Source organism: Acinetobacter sp. TW_SC_4 (assembly GCF_054861205.1).
Genome location: NZ_CM142174.1, coordinates 1,275,954 through 1,297,788, shown reverse-complemented (window position 1 = coordinate 1,297,788; position 21,835 = coordinate 1,275,954). Strand labels below are relative to the sequence as shown.

At 42.7% G+C, this 21,835-nt stretch carries 16 protein-coding genes and 1 pseudogene; 14 read left to right on the top strand and 3 right to left on the bottom strand.

Annotation, left to right across the window (positions count from 1 at the left end; all coding sequences use genetic code 11):
• The first annotated feature begins 97 nt into the window (after positions 1 to 97).
• The 14 genes and pseudogenes from purD (at position 98) to ACWM1W_RS06065 (ending at position 19,404) form a co-directional block, all read left to right on the top strand.
• Positions 98 to 1,381: a phosphoribosylamine--glycine ligase gene (gene purD, locus ACWM1W_RS06130; protein WP_214001322.1), complete on the top strand. Its 1,284-nt coding sequence runs from the start codon at positions 98 to 100 to the stop codon at positions 1,379 to 1,381.
• Positions 1,382 to 1,508: 127 nt separating this feature from the next.
• A pseudogene (locus tag ACWM1W_RS06125) lies at positions 1,509 to 2,048 on the top strand (GNAT family N-acetyltransferase).
• A gap of 540 nt (positions 2,049 to 2,588) precedes the next feature.
• Positions 2,589 to 3,464, top strand: coding sequence for a MetQ/NlpA family ABC transporter substrate-binding protein (locus ACWM1W_RS06120; protein WP_214001323.1), 876 nt, complete (start codon positions 2,589 to 2,591; stop codon positions 3,462 to 3,464).
• Between the two features lie 72 nt (positions 3,465 to 3,536).
• Positions 3,537 to 4,562, top strand: a complete 1,026-nt coding sequence (locus ACWM1W_RS06115; protein ID WP_261634882.1) for a methionine ABC transporter ATP-binding protein — start codon at positions 3,537 to 3,539, stop codon at positions 4,560 to 4,562.
• Entirely contained in the window at positions 4,559 to 5,254 is a 696-nt protein-coding gene (locus ACWM1W_RS06110) for a methionine ABC transporter permease (protein ID WP_214001325.1), read from the top strand. Before ACWM1W_RS06115 ends, ACWM1W_RS06110 begins: the two co-directional genes overlap by 4 nt.
• A gap of 584 nt (positions 5,255 to 5,838) precedes the next feature.
• On the top strand, positions 5,839 to 9,411 hold the full coding sequence (dnaE, locus tag ACWM1W_RS06105; RefSeq protein ID WP_214001326.1) for a DNA polymerase III subunit alpha: 3,573 nt from the start codon (positions 5,839 to 5,841) through the stop codon (positions 9,409 to 9,411).
• Positions 9,412 to 9,446: 35 nt separating this feature from the next.
• Positions 9,447 to 10,295 carry an RNA methyltransferase gene (locus ACWM1W_RS06100; protein ID WP_214001327.1) on the top strand — a complete coding sequence of 283 codons (849 nt, stop codon included), beginning with the start codon at positions 9,447 to 9,449 and terminating at the stop codon, positions 10,293 to 10,295.
• Complete coding sequence (cysE, locus tag ACWM1W_RS06095) at positions 10,295 to 11,104, top strand: serine O-acetyltransferase (RefSeq protein ID WP_214001328.1); 810 nt, start codon at positions 10,295 to 10,297, stop codon at positions 11,102 to 11,104. Before ACWM1W_RS06100 ends, cysE begins: the two co-directional genes overlap by 1 nt.
• 123 nt (positions 11,105 to 11,227) lie before the next feature.
• Positions 11,228 to 12,178, top strand: a complete 951-nt coding sequence (locus ACWM1W_RS06090; RefSeq protein WP_214001329.1) for an ABUW_2363 family tetratricopeptide repeat lipoprotein — start codon at positions 11,228 to 11,230, stop codon at positions 12,176 to 12,178.
• Positions 12,179 to 12,302: 124 nt separating this feature from the next.
• On the top strand, positions 12,303 to 14,309 hold the full coding sequence (locus tag ACWM1W_RS06085) for an esterase/lipase family protein (RefSeq protein ID WP_261634883.1): 2,007 nt from the start codon (positions 12,303 to 12,305) through the stop codon (positions 14,307 to 14,309).
• Positions 14,310 to 14,598: 289 nt separating this feature from the next.
• Positions 14,599 to 17,223, top strand: a complete 2,625-nt coding sequence (gene mutS / locus ACWM1W_RS06080; protein ID WP_214001331.1) for a DNA mismatch repair protein MutS — start codon at positions 14,599 to 14,601, stop codon at positions 17,221 to 17,223.
• A gap of 204 nt (positions 17,224 to 17,427) precedes the next feature.
• Entirely contained in the window at positions 17,428 to 17,751 is a 324-nt protein-coding gene (gene fdxA / locus ACWM1W_RS06075) for a ferredoxin FdxA (protein WP_004786212.1), read from the top strand.
• Positions 17,752 to 17,892: 141 nt separating this feature from the next.
• Positions 17,893 to 18,606 carry a peptidase M15 gene (locus tag ACWM1W_RS06070; protein WP_461603311.1) on the top strand — a complete coding sequence of 238 codons (714 nt, stop codon included), beginning with the start codon at positions 17,893 to 17,895 and terminating at the stop codon, positions 18,604 to 18,606.
• A gap of 132 nt (positions 18,607 to 18,738) precedes the next feature.
• Positions 18,739 to 19,404, top strand: a complete 666-nt coding sequence (locus tag ACWM1W_RS06065; protein WP_175967406.1) for an O-methyltransferase — start codon at positions 18,739 to 18,741, stop codon at positions 19,402 to 19,404.
• Between the two features lie 170 nt (positions 19,405 to 19,574).
• Here the strand turns inward: ACWM1W_RS06065 and ACWM1W_RS06060 are convergent, their stop codons facing one another.
• From ACWM1W_RS06060 to ACWM1W_RS06050, 3 genes are all read right to left on the bottom strand, one after another.
• Entirely contained in the window at positions 19,575 to 20,417 is an 843-nt protein-coding gene (locus tag ACWM1W_RS06060) for a universal stress protein (RefSeq protein ID WP_034703837.1), read from the bottom strand.
• Between the two features lie 186 nt (positions 20,418 to 20,603).
• Positions 20,604 to 21,221, bottom strand: a complete 618-nt coding sequence (locus ACWM1W_RS06055) for an acyltransferase (protein WP_214001334.1) — start codon at positions 21,219 to 21,221, stop codon at positions 20,604 to 20,606.
• The gene (locus tag ACWM1W_RS06050; protein ID WP_214001335.1) at positions 21,214 to 21,813 is read right to left on the bottom strand and encodes an IMPACT family protein; all 600 of its coding nucleotides are present in this window, start codon (positions 21,811 to 21,813) and stop codon (positions 21,214 to 21,216) included. Before ACWM1W_RS06050 ends, ACWM1W_RS06055 begins: the two co-directional genes overlap by 8 nt.
• Between the last annotated feature and the right edge of the window lie 22 nt (positions 21,814 to 21,835).

The following is a 21,835-nucleotide window of genomic DNA, read 5'->3' as shown; positions in this document are numbered from 1 at the left end:
GGACTTTTCGCGCATATAGAGGAAGTCTTTATTTCGCGATTCCCCTCCCTTTCGTAAAGGGAGGTTGGGAGGGATTCAATTTTGAGGGATTTTTTAAATGAATATTCTGGTTTTAGGTAGTGGCGGCCGTGAACATGCGCTTGCATGGAAAATCGCACAAGACGATCAAGTGGCAAAAGTATTTGTTGCACCGGGCAATGCAGGCACCGCAACTGAAAATAAATGTGAAAATGTCGCTTTGGACATTCTCGACAATCCTGCCATCATTGATTTTGCGAAAAATAATGCAGTTGAAATGATTATTGTGGGTCCTGAAGCACCGCTTGTGAATGGTGTGGTTGATGCTTGCCGCGAAGCAGGCGTGAAAATTTGGGGTCCAACTCAATTTGCTGCTCAGCTGGAAGGCTCTAAAGCATTCGCTAAGCACTTCTTAAAACGCCATAACATTCCAACAGCTTTCTACGATGTATTTACCGAAGTAGATGCAGCGAAAGCCTTTGTAGAGAAAAATGGTGCACCAATCGTGATCAAGGCTGATGGTCTTGCTGCAGGTAAAGGCGTGATTGTTGCCATGACCAATCAAGAAGCATTTGATGCGATTGATGACATGCTGGCTGGCAACAAATTTGGCGATGCCGGTTCTCGCGTAGTCATTGAAGAATTCCTTGCTGGTGAAGAAGCCTCTTTCATTTGTATGATTGATGGTGACAACATCCTGCCAATGGCGACATCTCAAGATCATAAACGTATTTTTGAAGGCGACCAAGGTCCAAATACTGGCGGTATGGGTGCTTACTCTCCTGCTCCTGTTGTGACTGCTGGCGTATTTGAAAAAACTATGAATGAAGTGATGCGCCCGACTGTTGAAGGCATGAAAAAAGATGGTCAAGTATACATAGGTTTCTTGTATGCAGGTCTGATGATTGACGATAAAGGTCAACCAAAAGTAATCGAGTTCAACTGTCGTTTTGGTGATCCTGAAACTCAACCGATCATGATGCGCTTAAAATCATCTTTGGTAGATTTGGTTCAAGCAGGTCTTGAAGGCAATCTTCCTGCGGAAGCAGAGTGGGATGAGCGTAAAACTGTGGGTATCGTTTTAGCATCTAAAGGCTACCCTGAAACTTCAAGCAATGGCGATGTGATTTCAGGTTTAGATACTGAAATGGCAGATGCGAAAGTATTCCATGCAGGCACCAAAGCTAATGAAAATGGTGATATTGTCACTGCTGGCGGTCGTGTACTTTGTGTGACTGCTTTGGGTAATACCATCGGTGAAGCACAAGCGAAAGCATTAGAGCTTTGTGAAAAAGTAACATTCGACGGCGTTCAATACCGTAAAGATATTGGTTACCGTGCAATTGCGCGTGAAAATGCTTAATCTATATTTAGATTAAATAAAAACCCCGCTGAATGCGGGGTTTTTTTATAGTGAAGAATTTCAACTTTACTCATGCTTGGCTTTATAGTTTTATAAATAGCTAGATCACTAAACTCCATTTTTAGAAATGTTAGAAACAGAACGCCTCATCCTTCGACCTTGGCAAGCATCGGACTATCCAGCTTTTATTGCTATGGGGCAAAATCCTGAAGTTATGCGTTATTTTCCCAGCCTACTGACACCTGAACAAAGTCTACAGTTTATTGAAAAAGTAACTAATCAGATTGATCAGTATGGTTGGGGTTTATGGGCAGTTGAGCTAAAAGAGACTAAAGAATTTATTGGCTTTATTGGCCTGCAACCGTAGCCTAATCTGTTTGAGTTTACACCCTGTGTTGAAATTGGCTGGCGTCTTGCCAAAAAATATTGGCATCGAGGTTATGCCACTGAAGGTGCTCGCGCAGTATTGGATTACGCATTCAATACTTTAGGTTTGAATAAAGTTGTATCTTTCACTGTCACAGTCAATACACCATCCGAAACGGTGAGGAAAAAGATAGGCATGGTAAAGACTCAAGAATTTCAGCATCCACGCTTGCCTAAGGATCATCCTTTATGTTGGCATGTATTGTATGAAATTAATCAAAGCAATTATTTAAGTAAATAAGAGTTGACTTAAACCCTCCTTAACCATTCATTAAAAAAGATTTTTCAGTAGCTCAATGAGCTAGTAAATTTACCTATGTTTATTCATTTTTATGATTTCTATTGGATAAAATCTTATAAAGATCAATCTTTAAGCGATATGTAATTCTGATTTATCTTCAATAAAAATAATATATTGTATTCATTAATATTTTAATCATTTTCATCTAATATATATTCTATTAAATAGATAAGTAGATAGTTTTTATCCACTATATCGAATAAATAATAATTGCTATGATTGCGCCCATTCAGAGTACCAAATTTGACTATATCTTTTATAAAATCTCTATTTACTCTCTCCAAATAGAAAACCGATATAGTGGTTTGGTGAACTCCGACCCGATCGAATTAACGTGAACTGTTGCAGTACATTTGCATTTTCCCTGCCGGAGCCACATGCGACATCGATCCAGGGTCAGATGAAAGTGTAATAAAACTCCACTTTAACATGACCTTAAAATGCATATACTTTAGGCAACACGAGAATTAGGACATCTTTATGAAAAAGCTACTTGGCGTTTTAATCAGTGCATCTGTATTAACACTAACTGCATGCGGAAAACAAGAAGCGCCTGCAACGGACGCAGCACAAAACAAAGACTCAGGTGAACTTCAAACAGTTACTATGGCATCCACTGGTTCAGATGCTGACGTATGGCGCTACATTTCAACTTTGCCTGAAACTAAACAAGCCGGCATCAAACTTGATGTGAAAAACTTCACTGATTATGTTGCGATGAACACTGCGGTTGCCAACAAAGAAATTGATGTTAACGCATTCCAATCTTATGCCTATATGGTGGCTTATAACGACGCCAATACTCAAAAGATCGCTCCACTTTCTACGACTTATCTTGAGCCAATGGGGATTTACTCAAGCAAAGTGAAAAAAGTTGAAGAGTTTAAGCAAGGTGCGACAATTGCTATTCCTAACGATGGCGCGAATGAATCACGTGCATTGTTACTTTTACAATCTGCGGGTCTGGTAAAACTTAAACCAAACTTTGACCTGGTAAAAGGTACGCCTGCTGAAATCACTGAAAATGCGAAACAGATTGTCATCAAGCCAATTCAAATGGCGACTGCAGTCCGTGTGAAAGATGAAGTAGATGCGATTGTTCTAGGTAATACTTTGGCAATGGAAGGTGGTCTGAACGTATTGAAAGATGCGATCTATTACGAAGCGATTGATCAAAGTACTAAAATGAATGTTAACATTTTAGCTGTCGCTGCTGACCGTCAAAATGATCCTGTACTTCAAAAAGTTGGCCAGTTGTATCATACTCCTGCTGTGAAAGCCTATGTTGATGAACACTTCGGTGGTACTAAAGTTGCTGTAAATAAACCTGTGACTTATTTAACCGAAGAAAAGTAATACAATAATCAATATTCAGAACAGGCAAGATTTCTTGCCTGTTTTTTTATTCGTGATGCAGTATTTGACACTATGATTGAATTTAAAGACATCTCCAAACAGTATGAGCTCAAGGGTCAAACCTTACGTGCCCTGAACCGGATTAACCTGCAGATTCCGACTGGCAGTATCTTTGGTATTATTGGCTATAGTGGTGCTGGTAAAAGTACCCTGATTCGCCTGATTAATCTGCTGGAACGACCAACTTCGGGCCGGGTAATAATTAATGGGACAGATTTTACTGCTTTAGATGCCAAATCATTGCGTCAGGAACGTACCCAGATTGGCATGATTTTCCAGCACTTTAACCTGATGCAGACCAAAACTGTGGCTGCCAATATTGAAATGCCAATGAAACTGCTTGGCTGGAGTAAAGCTGAACGGGAAAAGCGTCTTGAAGAATTGCTGGACTTTATTGATTTAAAACATAAACGCAATGCTTTTCCAGATGAACTTTCTGGCGGTCAGAAGCAGCGTGTCGGTATTGCCCGTGCCTTAGCGAATCATCCAAAGATCTTGTTATGTGATGAAGCAACCTCAGCTCTCGATCCGCAAACCACCAAGTCTGTACTGCAACTGCTGAAACGCATTAATCAGGAACAAGGCATTACGATTGTGATGGTCACCCATGAAATGGATGTAATTGAAACTGTATGTGATTATGTGGCAGTCATGGAAAAAGGTGATGTGATTGAAACTGGCTCTACCCTACAGATTTTCAGTCAACCTCAGCATCCGACCACGAAAAACTTTATTCAAACCGTCTTACAGCAAAACTTGCCTGTAAATATTCTGACGAATCTGGAAAATCAGAATCATCATAGTATTTATTGTTTAAAGTTCCTGGGTAGCTCAGCGCAAGAAACTGTGATTCAGGGTGTAATTAAACAGTTTGATATCAGTTTAAATATCCTGTTTGCCAATATGACGGAAATTAATGGGTCGGTGATTGGCCAGATGTTTATCCAACTTTTAGGCGATCCAGCGCAAATCACAGCGGCAATGCAATATCTGAGAGATAACGGCGTACAAGTAGATCAGGCAGGAGTACAAGAATGAGAGACTTAATTGTACAGTGGCTGACCACCATTACTGCACCATTCTGGAAAAGTTCGCTGTCGATGGATCAGTTTGTTACTGCATTACAAGAAACCTTTCACATGGTGTTCTTTGCAATGCTGTTTGGCTGTATCTGGGGCTTTATTCAGGCGATCATTTTACTTGTCACTCGTCCAAACGGGATTCTGTCTAATCGTGTGATTTACCATGCTCTAAACCCGATTGTGAATGCACTGCGTTCCCTGCCATTTATTATTTTGCTAATTGCGGTGATTCCACTAACCAAGTTTTTGGTTGGAACATCAATTGGTACTTGGGCAGCGATTGTACCTCTAACTATTTATGTCGGCCCTTATATCGGCCGTCTGGTAGAAACCTCTCTGCTGGAAGTGAATGAAGGCATTATCGAATCTGCTCAAGCCATGGGTGCGACGCCAATGCAGATTATCTTTAAATTTATTCTGCCGGAAGCACGTAGCTCACTCATTCTTAACCTGACGACTGCAACCATCAGTCTGATTGGTGCAACGGCGATGGCTGGAGCAGTTGGTGCCGGCGGCATTGGTGATCTGGCAATTTCTTATGGTTATCAGCGTTTTGATACATCTGTGGTGATCATGACTGTAATTGTCTTGTTGATTCTGGTGCAGATTGTACAAAGTGTCGGTGACTGGTTATCTCGACTTCGTTAAGCTAAATTCCTAAGTAAGTAAAGCCCTCTTTTTGAGGGTTTTATTTTATCTATTAAGCAAATGATCTTACATTACAAATCCACCTTAACAGCTCTTTATTCAAATTCCACTAAGCACTAACTGTAAAGAATGGTGACAGGATGTCACCCGTTGATCTGTGGCACATGGACGTGCCATCAGATTAACAAAGGGGTTTTGTTACTTTTGGCTCGTCACTCGTCAAAAGTAAGGCACAAACACTACAAAGTTAAAATTGAATAAAATACTGAAATTCGATTTTTCCAATAACTTCATGACAAAGCTTATTAGCACTTGAAATTCTTCTTTTACTTTTGAAAGATCAAAAGTAACAAAAATCTTTTTTTGGCTTGATAATACTTCCCTGTATCACAAGCCAAAGGCGACATCCATGTCGCCTACTACAAATTCAATTTGGGTGCGTAGTTCTATTCCGATAAAATTATAAACATGACTTTAAGTCAATTCTAATTCACAATCTAAAAGTTCAGCATTTCCCCTCAATTTCAAACTGAAACAATAAATCCCGTGCTAAACTATCGAGTGGTTTTTGCAGGGACTCATTTATGCACTTTGTTCATCTTGGTATTCATACAGAATTTTCGATTACTGAATCCATCGTACGTATACCTGACTTGGTCAAAGCTGCTGCGAATGACGAGATGCCAGCACTCGCGCTGACTGATTTATCCAATCTACATGCTGCTGTTAAATTCTATAAAAAATGTTTGGATAAAGGCATCAAACCGATTCTTGGCTCTGAAATTCGTCTGAATGATGCTGAGCATCGGGTTACCCTGCTTTCCATGACCAACAAAGGCTGGCGCAACCTGACCGAACTGGTGTCTGAAGGTTATATCAGCGGCCAGCAACTGGATATTCCTTGCGTACAAAAAGATTGGATCTTGAATCAGCACGATGACATGATCGTATTGCTCGGTATACAGTCCGATGTCGGCAAAATGCTGATTACTTCAAATCCCGATAAAGCTGAACCGCTACTGCAAGAGTGGGTAGAGAAATTTGGAAATCGTGTTTATCTCGCCCTCACCCGCACTGGCCGTGCTAATGAAGATACTTTCATTGAAGAAGCGGTAAAGCTCGCAAAGAAATATAATATTGGTGTAGTTGCACATAATGATGTGCATTTTATTGCACGCGAAGACTTTGAAGCACATGAAGCGCGTGTCTGTATCGCAGATGGTTATGTGCTTGGTGATAATCGCCGTCCTAAAACCTATAGCCCTGAGCAATATTTTAAAAGCTCAACAGAAATGGCGGAACTGTTTAGCGATATTCCAACCGCGATTGAAAACACCTTCCATATCGCAAAACGTTGTAATGTCACCCTACGTTTAGGTTTCAACGATCTACCAGATTATCCAATTCCTGAAGGCCATACTATTGACACCTACTTCGCACATTTATGTAAAGAAGGTTTAGAAGAACGCCTGAACTTCCTGTACCCACCAGAAAAACGTGAAGAAGATTGGCCTATAATCCGTCAGCCTTATGATGAACGTCTGGCCTTTGAGATCAAGATTATTCTGGATATGGGCTTCCCAGGATACTTCTTGATCGTCATGGACTTCATTCAATGGTCCAAAGGAAATGGCGTACCGGTAGGTCCGGGCCGTGGTTCAGGTGCGGGTTCCCTCGTAGCCTATAGTTTGAAAATTACCGATCTTGATCCTCTGCGCTATGACCTGCTGTTCGAACGTTTCTTGAACCCGGAACGTGTTTCGATGCCCGACTTTGACGTCGATTTCTGTATCGCTGGTCGTGACCGCGTAATTGACTATGTGGCACGGACTTATGGTCGTGATGCGGTATCGCAGATTGCCACCTTCGGTACCATGGCAGCGAAAGGTGCGATTCGAGATGTAGCCCGTGTCTTGGGTAAATCTTATGGTTTAGCCGATCGTATTTCTAAACTGATTCCAACCAAGCCTCTGGGTTTAAGCCTTGAAGAATCATTGGAAGCTGAACCTCAACTGAAAGATATCGTCACCAATCCATCCAATCCCGATTATGACGATGCCTCAGAAATCTGGGAAATGGCACTCAAGCTTGAAGGCATTACCCGTAATACCGGTAAACATGCCGGTGGTGTAGTGATTGCACCGACCAAACTGACCGACTATTCAGCCGTGATGTGTGATGCGGATGGTACAGCACGTGTTGCTCAATTTGATAAGGATGATGTCGAAGCTGCCGGTCTAGTGAAATTCGACTTCTTAGGTCTACGTAACCTGACCGTTATTGAAGATGCCATCAAGCACATCAATGCACGCCCAGACGTGACCGAACCGGTGAATATTTCCTATATTCCGCTGGATGACAAGCCAGCCTATAACATCTTCGCGACGGCGAATACCACCGCGGTATTCCAGTTTGAATCCGTCGGCATGAAAAAAATGTTGAAGGAAGCACGTCCTAGTAAGTTCGAAGAAATTATCGCCTTCGTATCGTTATATCGTCCGGGTCCAATGGATCTGATTCCTGACTTTATCCATCGTATGCATGGTGGCGAGTTTGAATACCTGCATCCATTACTGGAAAAGGTATTAGAGCCGACTTACGGCATCATGGTATACCAAGAACAGGTAATGCAGTCGGCACAGTTCTGTGCCGGCTATAGCTTGGGTGGTGCGGACTTACTTCGTCGTGCGATGGGTAAGAAAAAACCTGAAGAAATGGTCAAGCAGCGTAAGATCTTCATTGAAGGTGCTGCGAAAAAAGATATCGATGAAGCAACGGCGAACCATATCTTCGACTATATGGAAAAATTCGCAGGCTATGGCTTTAACAAATCGCATGCTGCAGCCTATGCACTTGTCGCCTATCAAACAGCTTGGTTGAAAGCGCATTATCCAGCTGAATTTATGTCAGCGGTGATGACCTCGGAAATGCAGAACACTGATAACGTGGTGTTCCTGATTGATGATTGCCGTCATAACGGACTGGAAGTATTGCCTCCATCGGTGAATATGTCGATTTACCAGTTCCATGCCAGTGATCCAAAAACTATTGTGTATGGTTTAGGTGCGATTAAAGGCGTGGGTGAAGCGGCAATGCAGTCAGTGATTGAATCACGTCAGAAAGAAGGTCCTTATAAAGACCTGTTTGACTTCTGTCACCGTATCGACCTGAAAAAAATCAATAAACGTACGCTCGAAGCCTTGATCCGTGCTGGTGCACTGGATTGCTTGGGCATTGAACGCGCTGATTTAATGGCACAGCTTCCTGAAGCAGTACAGGCTGCAGATCAGGCCCGTCAGAACCGTGAAACCGGGATCATGGATCTATTTGGTGAAGTTGAAGAAGTTCAGCGTAAACCGGCCAAACCGGTGAAACCTTGGTCTGATGAAGTCCGTCTCAAAGGTGAAAAAGATACACTCGGCCTATATCTAACGGGTCACCCAATTGATGTATATCGTAATGAGCTAAAAGCATTCGTACCTTGTCAGATCAATGAATTAACCCCGACCCGTCGTGGTGTAACGACTGTGTTTGCTGGTCTGGTAGTCGATGTCGCTAACTTCCCGAACCGGATGATGGTGACATTAGATGATGGTACGGCACGTATCGAAATCTCCACCAACCATGAACGCTTCCAGCGCTTTAAAGATATCGTTCAGGTTGATAAAGTCGTGGTGATTGAAGGTGAAATTTACGAGCGTGAAGGTTTTGATCGCCCACTCGGTCGTTTGACCAAAGCCTTTAGCCTGAATGAAATCCGTCAGAAACGTGCTAACAGCATCAAGATTACCTTGCAAGCTGAACATTACAGCAAAACCCTCAGCCGTGACTTGCAGCAAATTCTGATGCCATATACCAATGTGGATATGAGCACGCATATTCCAGTGATTCTGTATCTGGATTATGGCTATGCCACGGCTGAACTGCATCTGGGCTTAAGCTGGAAAGTTGCACCACTGGATGATCTTCTCGCCAAGCTGCGTGACTATTTTGGCAAGACTGCGCTCTATATCGAGTATCAGGTGAAGTCTAAAGCTGCACGTGCCATATCTTATGAAGAAGCTAAGCCAGTTGAGGTTCCGCCTCCGCCTGCTGACATGAGCATGGACGATGCCTTGGCACAATATGAAGCTGAATCTCAGCTGCAGTATTCATAAATCTTCCATTTTAATATATCCAAACTGGAATCATCATGAGTCAAATTGACAATGCTGCTGTTTCAGCACATCTCTCCCATGTGCGTATTGTCATGGTTAATACCACCCTGCCTGCCAATATTGGTAGTGCCTTACGTGCCATGAAAACCATGGGCCTGTGCAAACTGGTCTTGGTTGCACCAAAAACCTACCCGCATCCAGATATTGATGCGCTGGCTGCAGGTGCAACCGATCTGATCGAACAGATTGAGATCGTAGAAACGCTAGAAGAAGCCATTAAAGATTGCCAGATCGTCTTTGGTACCAGTGCGCGTAGTCGCACTATTCCATGGCCTTTACTAGATGTCCGTCCAGCGGCAGAAAAAGCACTTTCTGCTGTGGTGCAAGAAAAACAGGAAATTGCGATTCTGTTTGGCCGTGAAGACCGTGGTCTGACCAATGAAGAACTGGCGATGGCGAATTATCACTTAACCATTCCTGTGAATACTGACTATGGTGTTTTGAATGTTGCTCAAGCCATTCAGGTGATCTGCTATGAACTGCGTATGGCGGCACTGGATCAGGTTGAACACCCACGTGATCCAAAAGCCACCATGCAAGTTATTGATGGCATTGAAATGGAATGGGATGAACCGCTGGTGACCCATGAACAGATGGAACAGTTCTACCCTCATCTGGAAAAAATGCTGGCAGAAATTGAATTTATGGATTCAAAAAACCCACGATTACTTCCTTTACGCTTGCGTCGCCTTTTCGGACGTATACAATTAGATCGTATGGAATATCACTTACTTCGTGGTATTTTCACTCGTGTTCAGGCACTGAATAACGGCACCTGGAAAAAATCTTCCCATACATCACAACAGGATGAGGATCAAAACTAATGCTAAAACAGCTCAAAGAAGATATCCAAGCTGTCTTTGCGCGCGATCCTGCAGCACGCAATACCTTAGAAGTCTTAACCACCTACCCTGGCATCCATGCACTGATTATGCATCGCATGGCACATGAGCTATGGAAAAAAGACTGTAAAGGTACAGCGCGTGTTTTGTCCTCTTTTAGCCGTTTTGCAACAGGTATCGAAATCCATCCCGGTGCCAAGATTGGCCGCCGTTTCTTTATTGACCATGGTATGGGTGTGGTGATTGGTGAGACAGCTGAAATCGGTGATGATGTTACTCTTTATCACGGTGTGACCTTGGGTGGTACAACCTGGAATAAAGGCAAACGTCATCCAACCCTGGAAGATGGTGTTGTGGTTGGTGCAGGTGCCAAAATCCTGGGTCCATTCACGGTAGGTAAAAATGCCAAGGTCGGTTCCAATGCTGTAGTTACCAAAGCAGTTCCGCCGAATACCACAGCGGTTGGCAACCCAGCGCGCTTTATCACCAAAGATCAGCCAAAAGATGATGCTGAAGCACGTCGTCGTGATTATGCCGAAAGTATTGGCTTCCAGCCTTATGCAACTACACAGGATCAGACAGACCCGATTCTGGAAGGCATGCGTGTTCTACTTGACCGTATTCAACAAAATGAAAAACGCATGAATACGCTGTGCAACCGCCTGTCTTTGCTTGACCCGACTTTCAAGAAAAACCAGTTAAATGAACAGCCATTTAGCAAAGAAGAACTTAAAATTCTGGAAGATGCGCGTCGTGAGTGCGAAGCACAAACCAGTCAGTCCAAGGCCTGACTGTAAATCGTAATTCTTTTGTAACACGCATTTGCTTGCATGATCGCAGCACTTTTCATAGACTGACGATCATGCATTTTTTTGAATAGATGTTTTAAAAAATAACATGAATGGACGGATATTATGACCTTGAAGCCCTTAGCAATTTCTTGCTTAGCTTTTACCATGACGGCGTGCTCTATGGCACCAACATCAAGCAAACAAGAACAGAAACCAGCTGATCAGGTAGTTTTTGTTGAACCTGAAATTACTCCGCCATTTTATGCTTTAAACCCGTTTAGCTATAACGAACCACCTCCATTTGAAGTTCATTTGCAAAAGGCCGCTGCGCAGCCAGTGACAAAAATGGTGGTGACTGATCCTAAAGATCCGTCTAAACAGTTAACCCTAGATGTAAACAAGCTAATTATCCCGATGGTGGATAGCAATACACGCAGTATGCGTTATGCAGCACTTGCCAATGAAAATGAAATCGACATTACCGAAATCGATGATTTCTTGCAGATGGTAGAAGGTAAAGCGCGTCATTATCCACCTCGTTTTAGCGACCGTCAGGAACGCCGTGGTTTTGAAGCAAAACTTCGCGAAGTTTCTCAACAGCTAGATACTCTAGCTTCACGTCCAAATGCTTCATTTGATGTATTAATGCGTGCATTTAAGGCTAGCGTGATGGCACGTAATCTTGATTTAGGTTCTATCTATACCACCAAGTCAATGACCTATGCACAGCGCATTCTTCGTATCAACCAGGATGATGCTGAAGCAAACTTCTGGTTTGGCTTTGGTCTGTCTGAAGGTGGCGGTCATCGTGAGGCGATTCAGTATTTGGACAAGGCAATGCAGGCGAGTGTTCAGGAAGCTTATTTATCTGCGGCAAATAACTACATTGCCATGGAGAATAAAAAGAATGCTGTTCAGGTTCTGAATAATTACAAAATTAAATATCCGCAAGAAGCTGAAGTCGCTGATCGTCTGATTCAGGAAATTGAAAAACAGGGTCGCTGGAACGTATGGCAAGTCATGCAAACAGCCGCTCCTGCACCAACAACCCCGGCGCCTACACCAGCACAATAAGCTATATTTCAGATTCATAATATTACAAATAGACCGCTCCGGCGGTCTATTTTTATGGGAAAAAATTAGTAAAATACAAAGCATTATCAAGCTTTATAATTTTAAATGAGTGTTCAAAGTCTTTATGCACGAGAAAATAAATAAGATAGCATTACTTTGCACTGTACTCATGACAGCCTTACTCAGTGGCTGTCAGGTGGTGAGTGTTAAAGAGCAGGCTATTAATGTCACCATCAATAATGAACGCGATAGCATTCTTACACGCGATAAGTTGAGTGAGGCCAGTCTGAATGTCCTGTCCATGACCGGACGTGAAGCACAAGTCTGTGAAAATAATCCAGAAGAATGTGTGAAAGAGCTACAAGAAATTCCACAGATTCTGGATGAGCAATTACTTTCCACATCGAGTGAATTATATCTAGCTAAATCACTACAGCTGGGTAAATCGGCTGAATGTAAAACCAGTGCTCTGGCTAAAACCCGATCTGAAGAAAAACAGCAACTGCAAACCCAGAACCTGCAAAAATGTCAGGAACAGCAGTTACAAATGCTGGATAAAAGTATCCGCTACAGTTATGCCTATCTGTTCCAGACTGAACGTGCGCCCCAAGACCGGATTTTCGACAACCGACAAGTTCAGATTCGTGACTTTTATAACCTGGCGATTGCTCATTTAATCCAGATCTACGCGGAACGTTATAAAACCAAAGAAACCGGACAACGTCTACAGGTTGGCAACAGTGTCTATAGCATTAATCTGGACAATTTCCCCCAGCTCAAGAGTCAGTCGATTGAACAGTTAATGTCGACCTATAACATGAACTTCTCTGGTTTGCACTCGATTACCCGTCGTGACGGTTTCGGCTCTGAGTTTCTGGTGGTTTTGCCGGAAGAAAAAATTTCCAAAAAAGATAAAAAATATCTGGTTGATCCACTAAATTACCAATATCAAAATGGCGTAAATCCTTTTATTCATTCAGCACGTTATCTGGCAACCACAATTACTGCCATTCCAGAATCAGCGAACTCTGTAGAACAGATCCTAAATAACAGCAACTTCCATTTAAAACTTTATGACCCGTATAAATATGACAAGATTAAAGTTGCCAATAAGGAATATACTTTAGCTGCAAATTTTTCAGCGCCTTATGGCTTATGGCTGGCAGAAAATAACCTGGGACGTGCAGCCTATCTGACACTGATCAATCGTGACGATAATCTGGTCATGCCTCATCTATTTATGTTGGAACCTTATAATCCAAATAAAAAGGTTTTAGTGCTGATTCATGGTTTGGCCAGCAGCCCGGAAGCCTGGATTCGTTTAACGAATGATATTATGGGTGATCCGGTCTTAAGAGAAAATTTCCAGGTGTGGCAGGTCTTCTACTCAACCAACATGCCTATTCTGGAAAGCCGTTTCCAGATTAATGCGCTGCTTCAACAAGGTTTCGCGCGTATTAGTAATAATGCACCAGCCAAAAAAGAAGCTGTACTGGTTGGACACAGTATGGGCGGTGTCATTGCCCGTCTATTGGTAAGTGATGCAGATATTACCGAGCCCGCTTTTAATATTGTAAAAAATTCAAAGCTGACCAAGTTCCGGGACAATCCGCTCTTTAAAGCACGCTTGAAAATGCAGCCAGTTCCGAATTTTAGTCGCGCTATTTTCCTGGCAGCACCGCATAAAGGGACCGATTATGCAGATCGCTGGCATACCAAACTGGCACGTAAAATTATTCGTGTTCCGAGTGCCTTTTTGGGCGCATTTGCCGACACAGTCCAAGGTGAAATTGGCTTAAGTGATTTTCTACATGAAGTCGGTCGTGACCTGATTCAAAATGGGCCGAGTGACCTTAGTAAAAAATCAAAATTCACGGCATTGACTAAAGATATTAATCCTGCACCGGGATTCAAATTTCACTCGATTATTGGCAATAATACAGATAGTGATGATGAAAATATCATGACTGATGATGTCGTTGCTTATCAGAGTGCATATCTTGAAGGTGCGGCTTCCAATAAAATTATCAAAGGTGGACATTCCGTTCAGGAAACGCCTGAGGCTGTACTGGAACTCCGCCGCCTTCTCAGATTACATCTGGTCGACTTAGGATTGTATGACCCTGATTAAATTTTGATGAAAGACATAAAAAAGCTGCCAATCGGTGGCTTTTTTTATGGGCAACCCATGTATCAATACCCTTTTATGCTTTATATCGACTAAGTCCGTCTAAATACAGATTCCTGAGGATTTATATTTCTTTCTAAAAATTAAATTTGTTAGACTTAAGGCAATTATTTTTGACATTCAAATCGGTCTTTACAGGATTTTAGCTTAGGCTATTTTCCAGGTTTTCCGAGGATAGTGTTTCGGAAAAAGATTCAGGTTTTGCTTTATATATTTAAAGGATTTTTTCTTAATGACCAGTTCAGAACTTGTGGCTGATCTCTCTAGCTTAACGCCCATGATGCAGCAGTACATGTCGGTCAAAATGCAGCATCCACACTCATTGATGTTTTATCGCATGGGTGATTTCTATGAACTGTTCTTTGAAGATGCCCATAAGGCCGCCAAAATTTTAGGCATTACCCTGACCCATCGCGGTAAAGCCAATGGCCAGCCAATTCCGATGGCCGGTGTACCTTTCCATGCTGCTGAAGGCTATCTGGCTCGTCTGGTGAAAAAAGGTGAAACGGTGGTGATCTGCGAGCAGATCGGTGAAGTGACTGGTAAAGGCCCAGTTGAACGTGGTGTCGTCCGAATCATTACCCCTGGAACCTTAACCGATGATGCCTTATTAGGTGCTCATCAAACCTCCAACCTGGTTGCTCTGTGTGTTCACCAGCAACAAATCGGAATTGCACTTCTTGACCTGAGTGCTGGTTTATTTAAAGTCCAGCAAATCGATTATGACTTAAGTCAGTTAGCCATTGAGTTGGCACGCCTGATACCTAGCGAAATTGTGATTGATGAAAATCTGCAAGATCAAGCACTGGTAAAACACTTAAAACAACAGTTAGATGTTCCAATCAGTAAACGTCCGAATGTTGACTTCAACCAGAACAATGCTCAGAAAACCTTATGTGACCAGTTTGCAGTAAGTACGCTTTCAGGTTTCGGAATTGATCATCTGCCCTTGGCCAAAGCTGCTGCGGCTGCATTGATTCACTATGCCAAAGAAACCCAGAAAACGGCTTTACCGCATATCCGAACCATTCAACTGGAACAAAGTTCAGACTTTATTGCACTGGATCCAGTCACCCGTCGTAATCTTGAGCTAATTGAGCCTTTATTTGAGCATGGCACTTCATTGTTCCAGCTGATCAATGACTGTCAGACCGCTATGGGTGGCCGTCTGCTTAGCCGCACCCTGATGCAACCGCTTCGTGATACTGCGATTCTGGATGAGCGACTGGATGCCACACAGGTATTGCTTGAAGGTTTCCATGAATCGCCAGTCCGTCTGGTCTTAAAAGAAATCAGTGATATTGAACGTGTACTCAGCCGTATCGCTTTAGGCAGTGCGCGTCCACGCGATCTGGTTCAATTACGTCAGGCCTGTGCACAGATTCCATTTTTACGCCATGCGTTACAACCACTGTTAAGTCAGCAGAATTCGAAATTATTACAGCAGCTGAATCAAGAACTGGGCGATTTTCATGGTCTGCATCAGCGCCTGATGTCCGCTATCGTTGAAAATCCACCGGTACTGCTACGTGATGGCAATGTCATTGCAGAAGGTTTCGATACCGAGCTGGATGAGCTGCGTAAAATCCGTGATCATGCTGGACAGTTCCTGATTGATCTGGAAATTAAGGAACGGGAGCAAAGCGGCATTCCTACCCTGAAAATCGGCTATAACCGTGTCAGTGGTTATTATATCGAACTGACACGTGCACAAGCTGAACAGGCACCTGAACATTATATCCGTCGTCAGACACTGAAAAATGCCGAGCGTTATATCACGCCTGAACTAAAAGCTTTTGAAGATAAAGTGCTGTCTAGCGAATCCCGTGCGCTTGCTCGTGAAAAAATGCTGTTCGAAATGTTGCTGGATGAACTGCGTCAGGATATTGGTAATCTACAGATGATGAGCAGTGCGATTGCCCAGATCGATCTGTTGGCAAACTTTGCGCATCAAGCACGTTTACGCAATTGGGCACGACCAAAATTCAGCCCTGAAATTGGTGTGAAAATCGTTGCCGGCCGTCATCCAGTGGTGGAAGCTTTAAGCAAGGCTGCATTTACTCCGAATGATACCCAGCTGGATTATCAGCACCGTATGGCCATTATTACCGGTCCAAATATGGGTGGTAAATCCACCTTTATGCGCCAGACTGCCCTAATTGCCCTGCTGGCTTATTGCGGTAGTTATGTGCCAGCGCAATCGACAACACTGGGTCCAATTGACCGGATCTTTACCCGGATTGGCTCTGCAGATGATTTGTCGACTGGCAAATCAACCTTTATGGTGGAAATGACGGAAACTTCGCAAATTCTGCATCATGCTACCAGTCAATCTCTGGTTCTGATGGATGAAGTGGGTCGTGGAACCAGTACCTATGACGGACTATCACTCGCTTGGGCTTGTGTGCTGGATCTGACTAAACGGATTCAATGTCTATGTCTGTTCGCAACACATTATTTTGAGCTGACCGAACTGGATAAAGAATCAGGCATTGATAACTACCATGTCACAGCCAAAGAACTAAATGGCAACCTGATTCTGCTGCATAAAGTCCAACATGGTCCAGCTAGTCAGAGTCATGGTTTACAGGTGGCTAAACTGGCAGGTATTCCTGCGGCTGTAATTAAAGAAGCTCAACATCGTTTGAAGATTCTGGAAAAGCAGCATCAGGCCAAACCGCAAAGTCCACAGCATGATCTGTTCGCGATGCCTGAAATCATTGAAAAAGTCATCGAGATTGAAAAGCCTTCAGCAGCGCTTGAATTATTAGAAGACCTTGATGTCGACAATTTGAGTCCACGTGAAGCATTACAGCAACTTTATGCTCTTAAAGATCTCATGAAACAGCCAAGTTAAAATCACTCCTAAGCCCTATCCTGCATAGGGCTTAGCTGATGATGATTCTCATTCCCTGAGCCTTTCCTCAAATCATCGCAGTTTTTTCAAATTTAACAGCCCTATATATAACAAATATCAATAAAAGGAATTGTTTGTTCCCTCTATTTTTGCCTAAAATACGGTATTCGTCATTAGAACCATATTTTTTAGGTAGCTGTCGCCATGACCTTCGTTGTCACTGAAAATTGTATTAAATGTAAATATCAAGACTGTGTTGAAGTTTGCCCTGTAGACTGTTTCTATGAAGGTCCTAACTTCCTTGTGATTAACCCGGACGAGTGTATCGACTGCGCGTTATGTGAGCCTGAATGTCCTGCGAATGCAATTTTCTCTGAAGATGAGTTACCGGAAGGCCAAGAAGTTTTTATCGAGCTAAATGCTGAACTGTCTCAAAAATGGCCGAACATCACTCAAATTGGTGAGCAACCTGCTGACCGTGAAGAGTGGAATGGTAAAACTGATAAATTACAATATCTTGAAAAATAATTTTTCAAATCTTAAAAAAAGACCAGCATAGAATGGTCTTTTTTTATACCCCATCCACACATTTCATTGCAATTTATCCTGATTTTCTCCGTAAAAGTGGACTAAAATAGCGCTATTTTATAAATATCCGAATTGCTATTAATGAAGCATTTAATAAAGGGGTTATTGAGTGTTTGTATAATCCCGCTTGTCTTTGTAGGATGTGCTACCACCACAAAACAGTCTGGTAAGGTAACTCCAGATAAAAGGATTTACATCCCAGAAGAACGAGTCCAGTACAATCATAAACCACAGCCTAAACCGGTTCCTTATGTCTATACTCACTGGGTATCGGCACTGAATAACCTGTCTCTTGTACGTGAATATGAAAACTTTTTGGCCCAGCAAGGAGTCGGGAATATTATTCCAAGCTTTGAGCTAATGCGTACTGCACGGGATTGGGCTAAATGTGGTCGATCGCAATACATGATTCCAAGCCGTGAGCTCTGGTCAAATCAGGTGCCGACCTTACGTGTCTTTAAATATCTGGTTGCAGCCAATGTGCTGACTGATTTTGAAGTCACTTCGGTTTATCGTGACCTGCCTTTAAATCAGTGTGCCGGTGGAGCCAATTCTTCACGTCACCTGTTTAACTCGGCAATTGATTTCCGGATCGGACCTGAGTACCCACAGACTCAGGATTATGCAGCAATTGAAAATACCAAGTTCAAACTGTGCCAATTCTGGTTACAACATGGACAAAGCCTGAATATGGGGCTCGGTTTATATGCCTCTGGCCAAATCCATATTGATACTCAAGGTTATCGTACTTGGGGTCAGGATTTAAGCCGTCGCTCATCAATGTGTAATTACTAAGTCATTCCATTTCCTATACAAAGCCAACTTTTGGCTTTGTATAGCCGAAAAAACCAGCGAATATAGAACAATAAATTGCGCTGTGCCCGGAAAAGTTTAAAATGCACGCATCACAATAGAGGTGCGAGTACTATGCAACAAATGTGGACAGATATTGACCGCTACATTGATTCACATTTAATTCCTGAAGATCCTATCCTGAATCAGACTCTTGAAAATACTGCTGCACATGGTTTTCCAGATCATCTGGCTGTTGCGTCTAATCAGGGAATGCTGCTGCAAATGCTGATCCAAATGAATAAGTGCAAACGTGTACTGGAACTGGGAACCTTTGCTGCATATAGCACCATGTGGCTGGCTCGTGCCCTACCTGAAGACGGTTATATTCTGACCATTGAAGGCCGTGACACGCATGCTGCCATGGGACAGGAAAATATTGATCGTGCACAGTTAAAACAGAAAATTGAGCTGAAATGTGGCCGGGCTGCAGATGTGCTTCGTGCCCTGCCTGAAGATACTGAAGCCTTTGACTTTATTTTTATTGATGCTGATAAGCAAAGCTATCCAGAATATCTGGAGCTAAGCTTAAACCTTTCTCACTCCGGTACCATCATTTTCTTGGACAATGTGATTCGTGCCGGTGATATCATCAATCCGGACAATAAAAAACCAAGTATTGAAGGCATTCGTGACATGTTTAAAGCGCTGGAAAATCATCCACGTATCTTGTCTTGTACTGCTTTACAGACCGTCGGTAGCAAAGGCCATGATGGTTTTGCACTCGCAATTGTTAAATAAAACGACTAGAACAAAAATCAGCCAATAAAGTATTCCTGATAAATAACACCATCTTACAGAATGTAACCACAGAGTTATCCACAATATATGAGGATAACTCTGGTTATTTTTAATTCAAGCTGTAACAATTTATCAAAAAATACGTCTCTGCCGCTTTTGTTATCCTCTTTTTACTTTGCTACCAATAATGGCACTTTAGAATTGCGGAAAATCGTTGTCGCAATACTGCCCAAGAAGAACTGGTGGATCTTGCTGTGACTGAATGCCCCCAAGACAATTAACTGAATCCCATGTTCCTGCTGATAAGACAGGATATTTTCAGCTACTTCTCCATAGCGATATTCTGGAACGACCTCTAGTCCTGCTTCTGTCAAATATTGCAGAGGCTCATTCAGGATTTCCACATGATCCCCGATATAAAGCAGATGACATTGTAATTGTCTTAATAAATCACTTTCTGCAATACGTTTCATCATCTTCACACAGGTTGGTGAATATTCATAAGCAAAGATAAAACGTGTCGGTGGTCTGAAGTGTTCCCCTACAGTCATCACTGTACAGTTAGCACCACGGATAAAGTTTTCTACATTAGTGCCGATTGGCTTGTTTTTCTCGGCAGAACGTTCACCGAGTAATCCAATGACTGCAATATCATCAGGTTTTAGAATCTGAAAGCTTTGTTCCAGAAAATCGCCCTTTTCCTGAATATGCGTGGTGCGGATGCCATAATCTTTAAAGATACGGTCCGAAATGTGCTGGAGCAGATTATTACTATAGCTGAGTGCGATTTCACTTTGCTTCTGTTCCAGCTCAGCCAGCTCTTTAAGCAACATGGCATTGCTTTCAAAGCCAATCACACCGCTAATTTCCCCAAGATGATAACTGGCCGGGTAATAATCCAGAACCTGTAATAAAACCAGTTCACGGCCGGTCTGTTTGGCAATCCATGCAGCCGCATCTGCAAGCGCGTTCGTGCATGGTGAGGAGTCTATGCAGGCAATGACACGTTTCATGTTCAGCCTCTCTTTTATAATAAAATTTCTTAGTTATTTTTAAATTAGCACAAGCATTAGTAAATGTGCACTGAAATCTGTAAGGCTTGAATTGAAATATGTTAACTTTTATGTGATGTGATAAGACCTTTACCTAATATTAAGCGCTTGATATAAATCCTTTTTCCAAGCACCTTTTTTACTATTTTAATCCCGATATCGAATCAATTTTGCCGGATTTCCGGCGACAATTGCACGCGCTTCAATATCCTTCGTGATCATGCTATTCATGCCTATAATTGCCTGATCGGCAATTTTCACCCCATCTTTTATGCCGACGTGGGCACCTAGCCAAACATCCCGACCAATCTCAATTCCTTTAGACCTGACCGGCTGCTGATAAATGGGCTGCTCCAGTTCCATCCCATGATCAAAAGCATAAAGATGACAATAAGCTGCGATGCGTACCTGATCATGCAGTTTAATCCCTACCCGACCGCCATCCAGAATACAGTGATGATTGATGGCGACTTCGTTACCGATCTCCAAAGGGCCATGTAGCGTACAATCTGCCGCAATAAAGGTATTATCCCCGATAATAATTTTACGCCCCGGTTCAGCGAAAATATGTGCAAGAGGCGAAATAAAACAGTTTTCACCAATCTCGACTGTTTCCATCTCCATTAGATAGGTCTGATATTCTTTCTGCCAAGCTTCAGCCCAACCACGATTCTTCGGTTTTAAGGACCAATATAGCCAAGGCATATAATTCAGGCGGTGTTTATGCTGCTCGCGATATTTCAGTAATGGATCTTGTTCAGTCATCTGTCGCTTCTTCTATGATTTTGAGCTGTTCGCGGCCGCGGGTCACATCTTGAATTTTTAAGGCAAAGGGTTGAATTTGATGTAACTGAAATAAGGCGCTGACCTGCACTCCTTGGGCACTATAGTCTTCCTGATAATCAATTTGCTGCTGATTTAATTCATATTGAAAGATGGGCCATTCACTGAATTGACAGGAAAATTGCACCTTTTTCTTTTCAATCAGTTCAATTTTTTCTGCCAACAATAAACATTGTCCAGCACAACCGCCATAGGCCCGTACCAGTCCGCCAGTCCCTAGTTTAATACCGCCATACCAGCGATTCACCAGTACCAGTACATTAGTTAGCTCATTGCCCTCAATAGTCGCAAGGATCGGCCGACCTGCTGTACCCGATGGCTCACCATCATCATTAAAGCGTACATGATGACCGATTTTCCAGGCCCAGCATTGATGAGTGGTGGTCTGATCACGGTAGGCCTCCAGAAAATCCTTCACATCCTGCTCATTTTCTACAGGTGTGGCAAAGGCCTGAAATCGGCTCTTTTTAATGTCTTCCTCAAAACTGACCAGGCTGGCAATGGTAAATGGCATAACATCAGGCTTTAAACTCTCA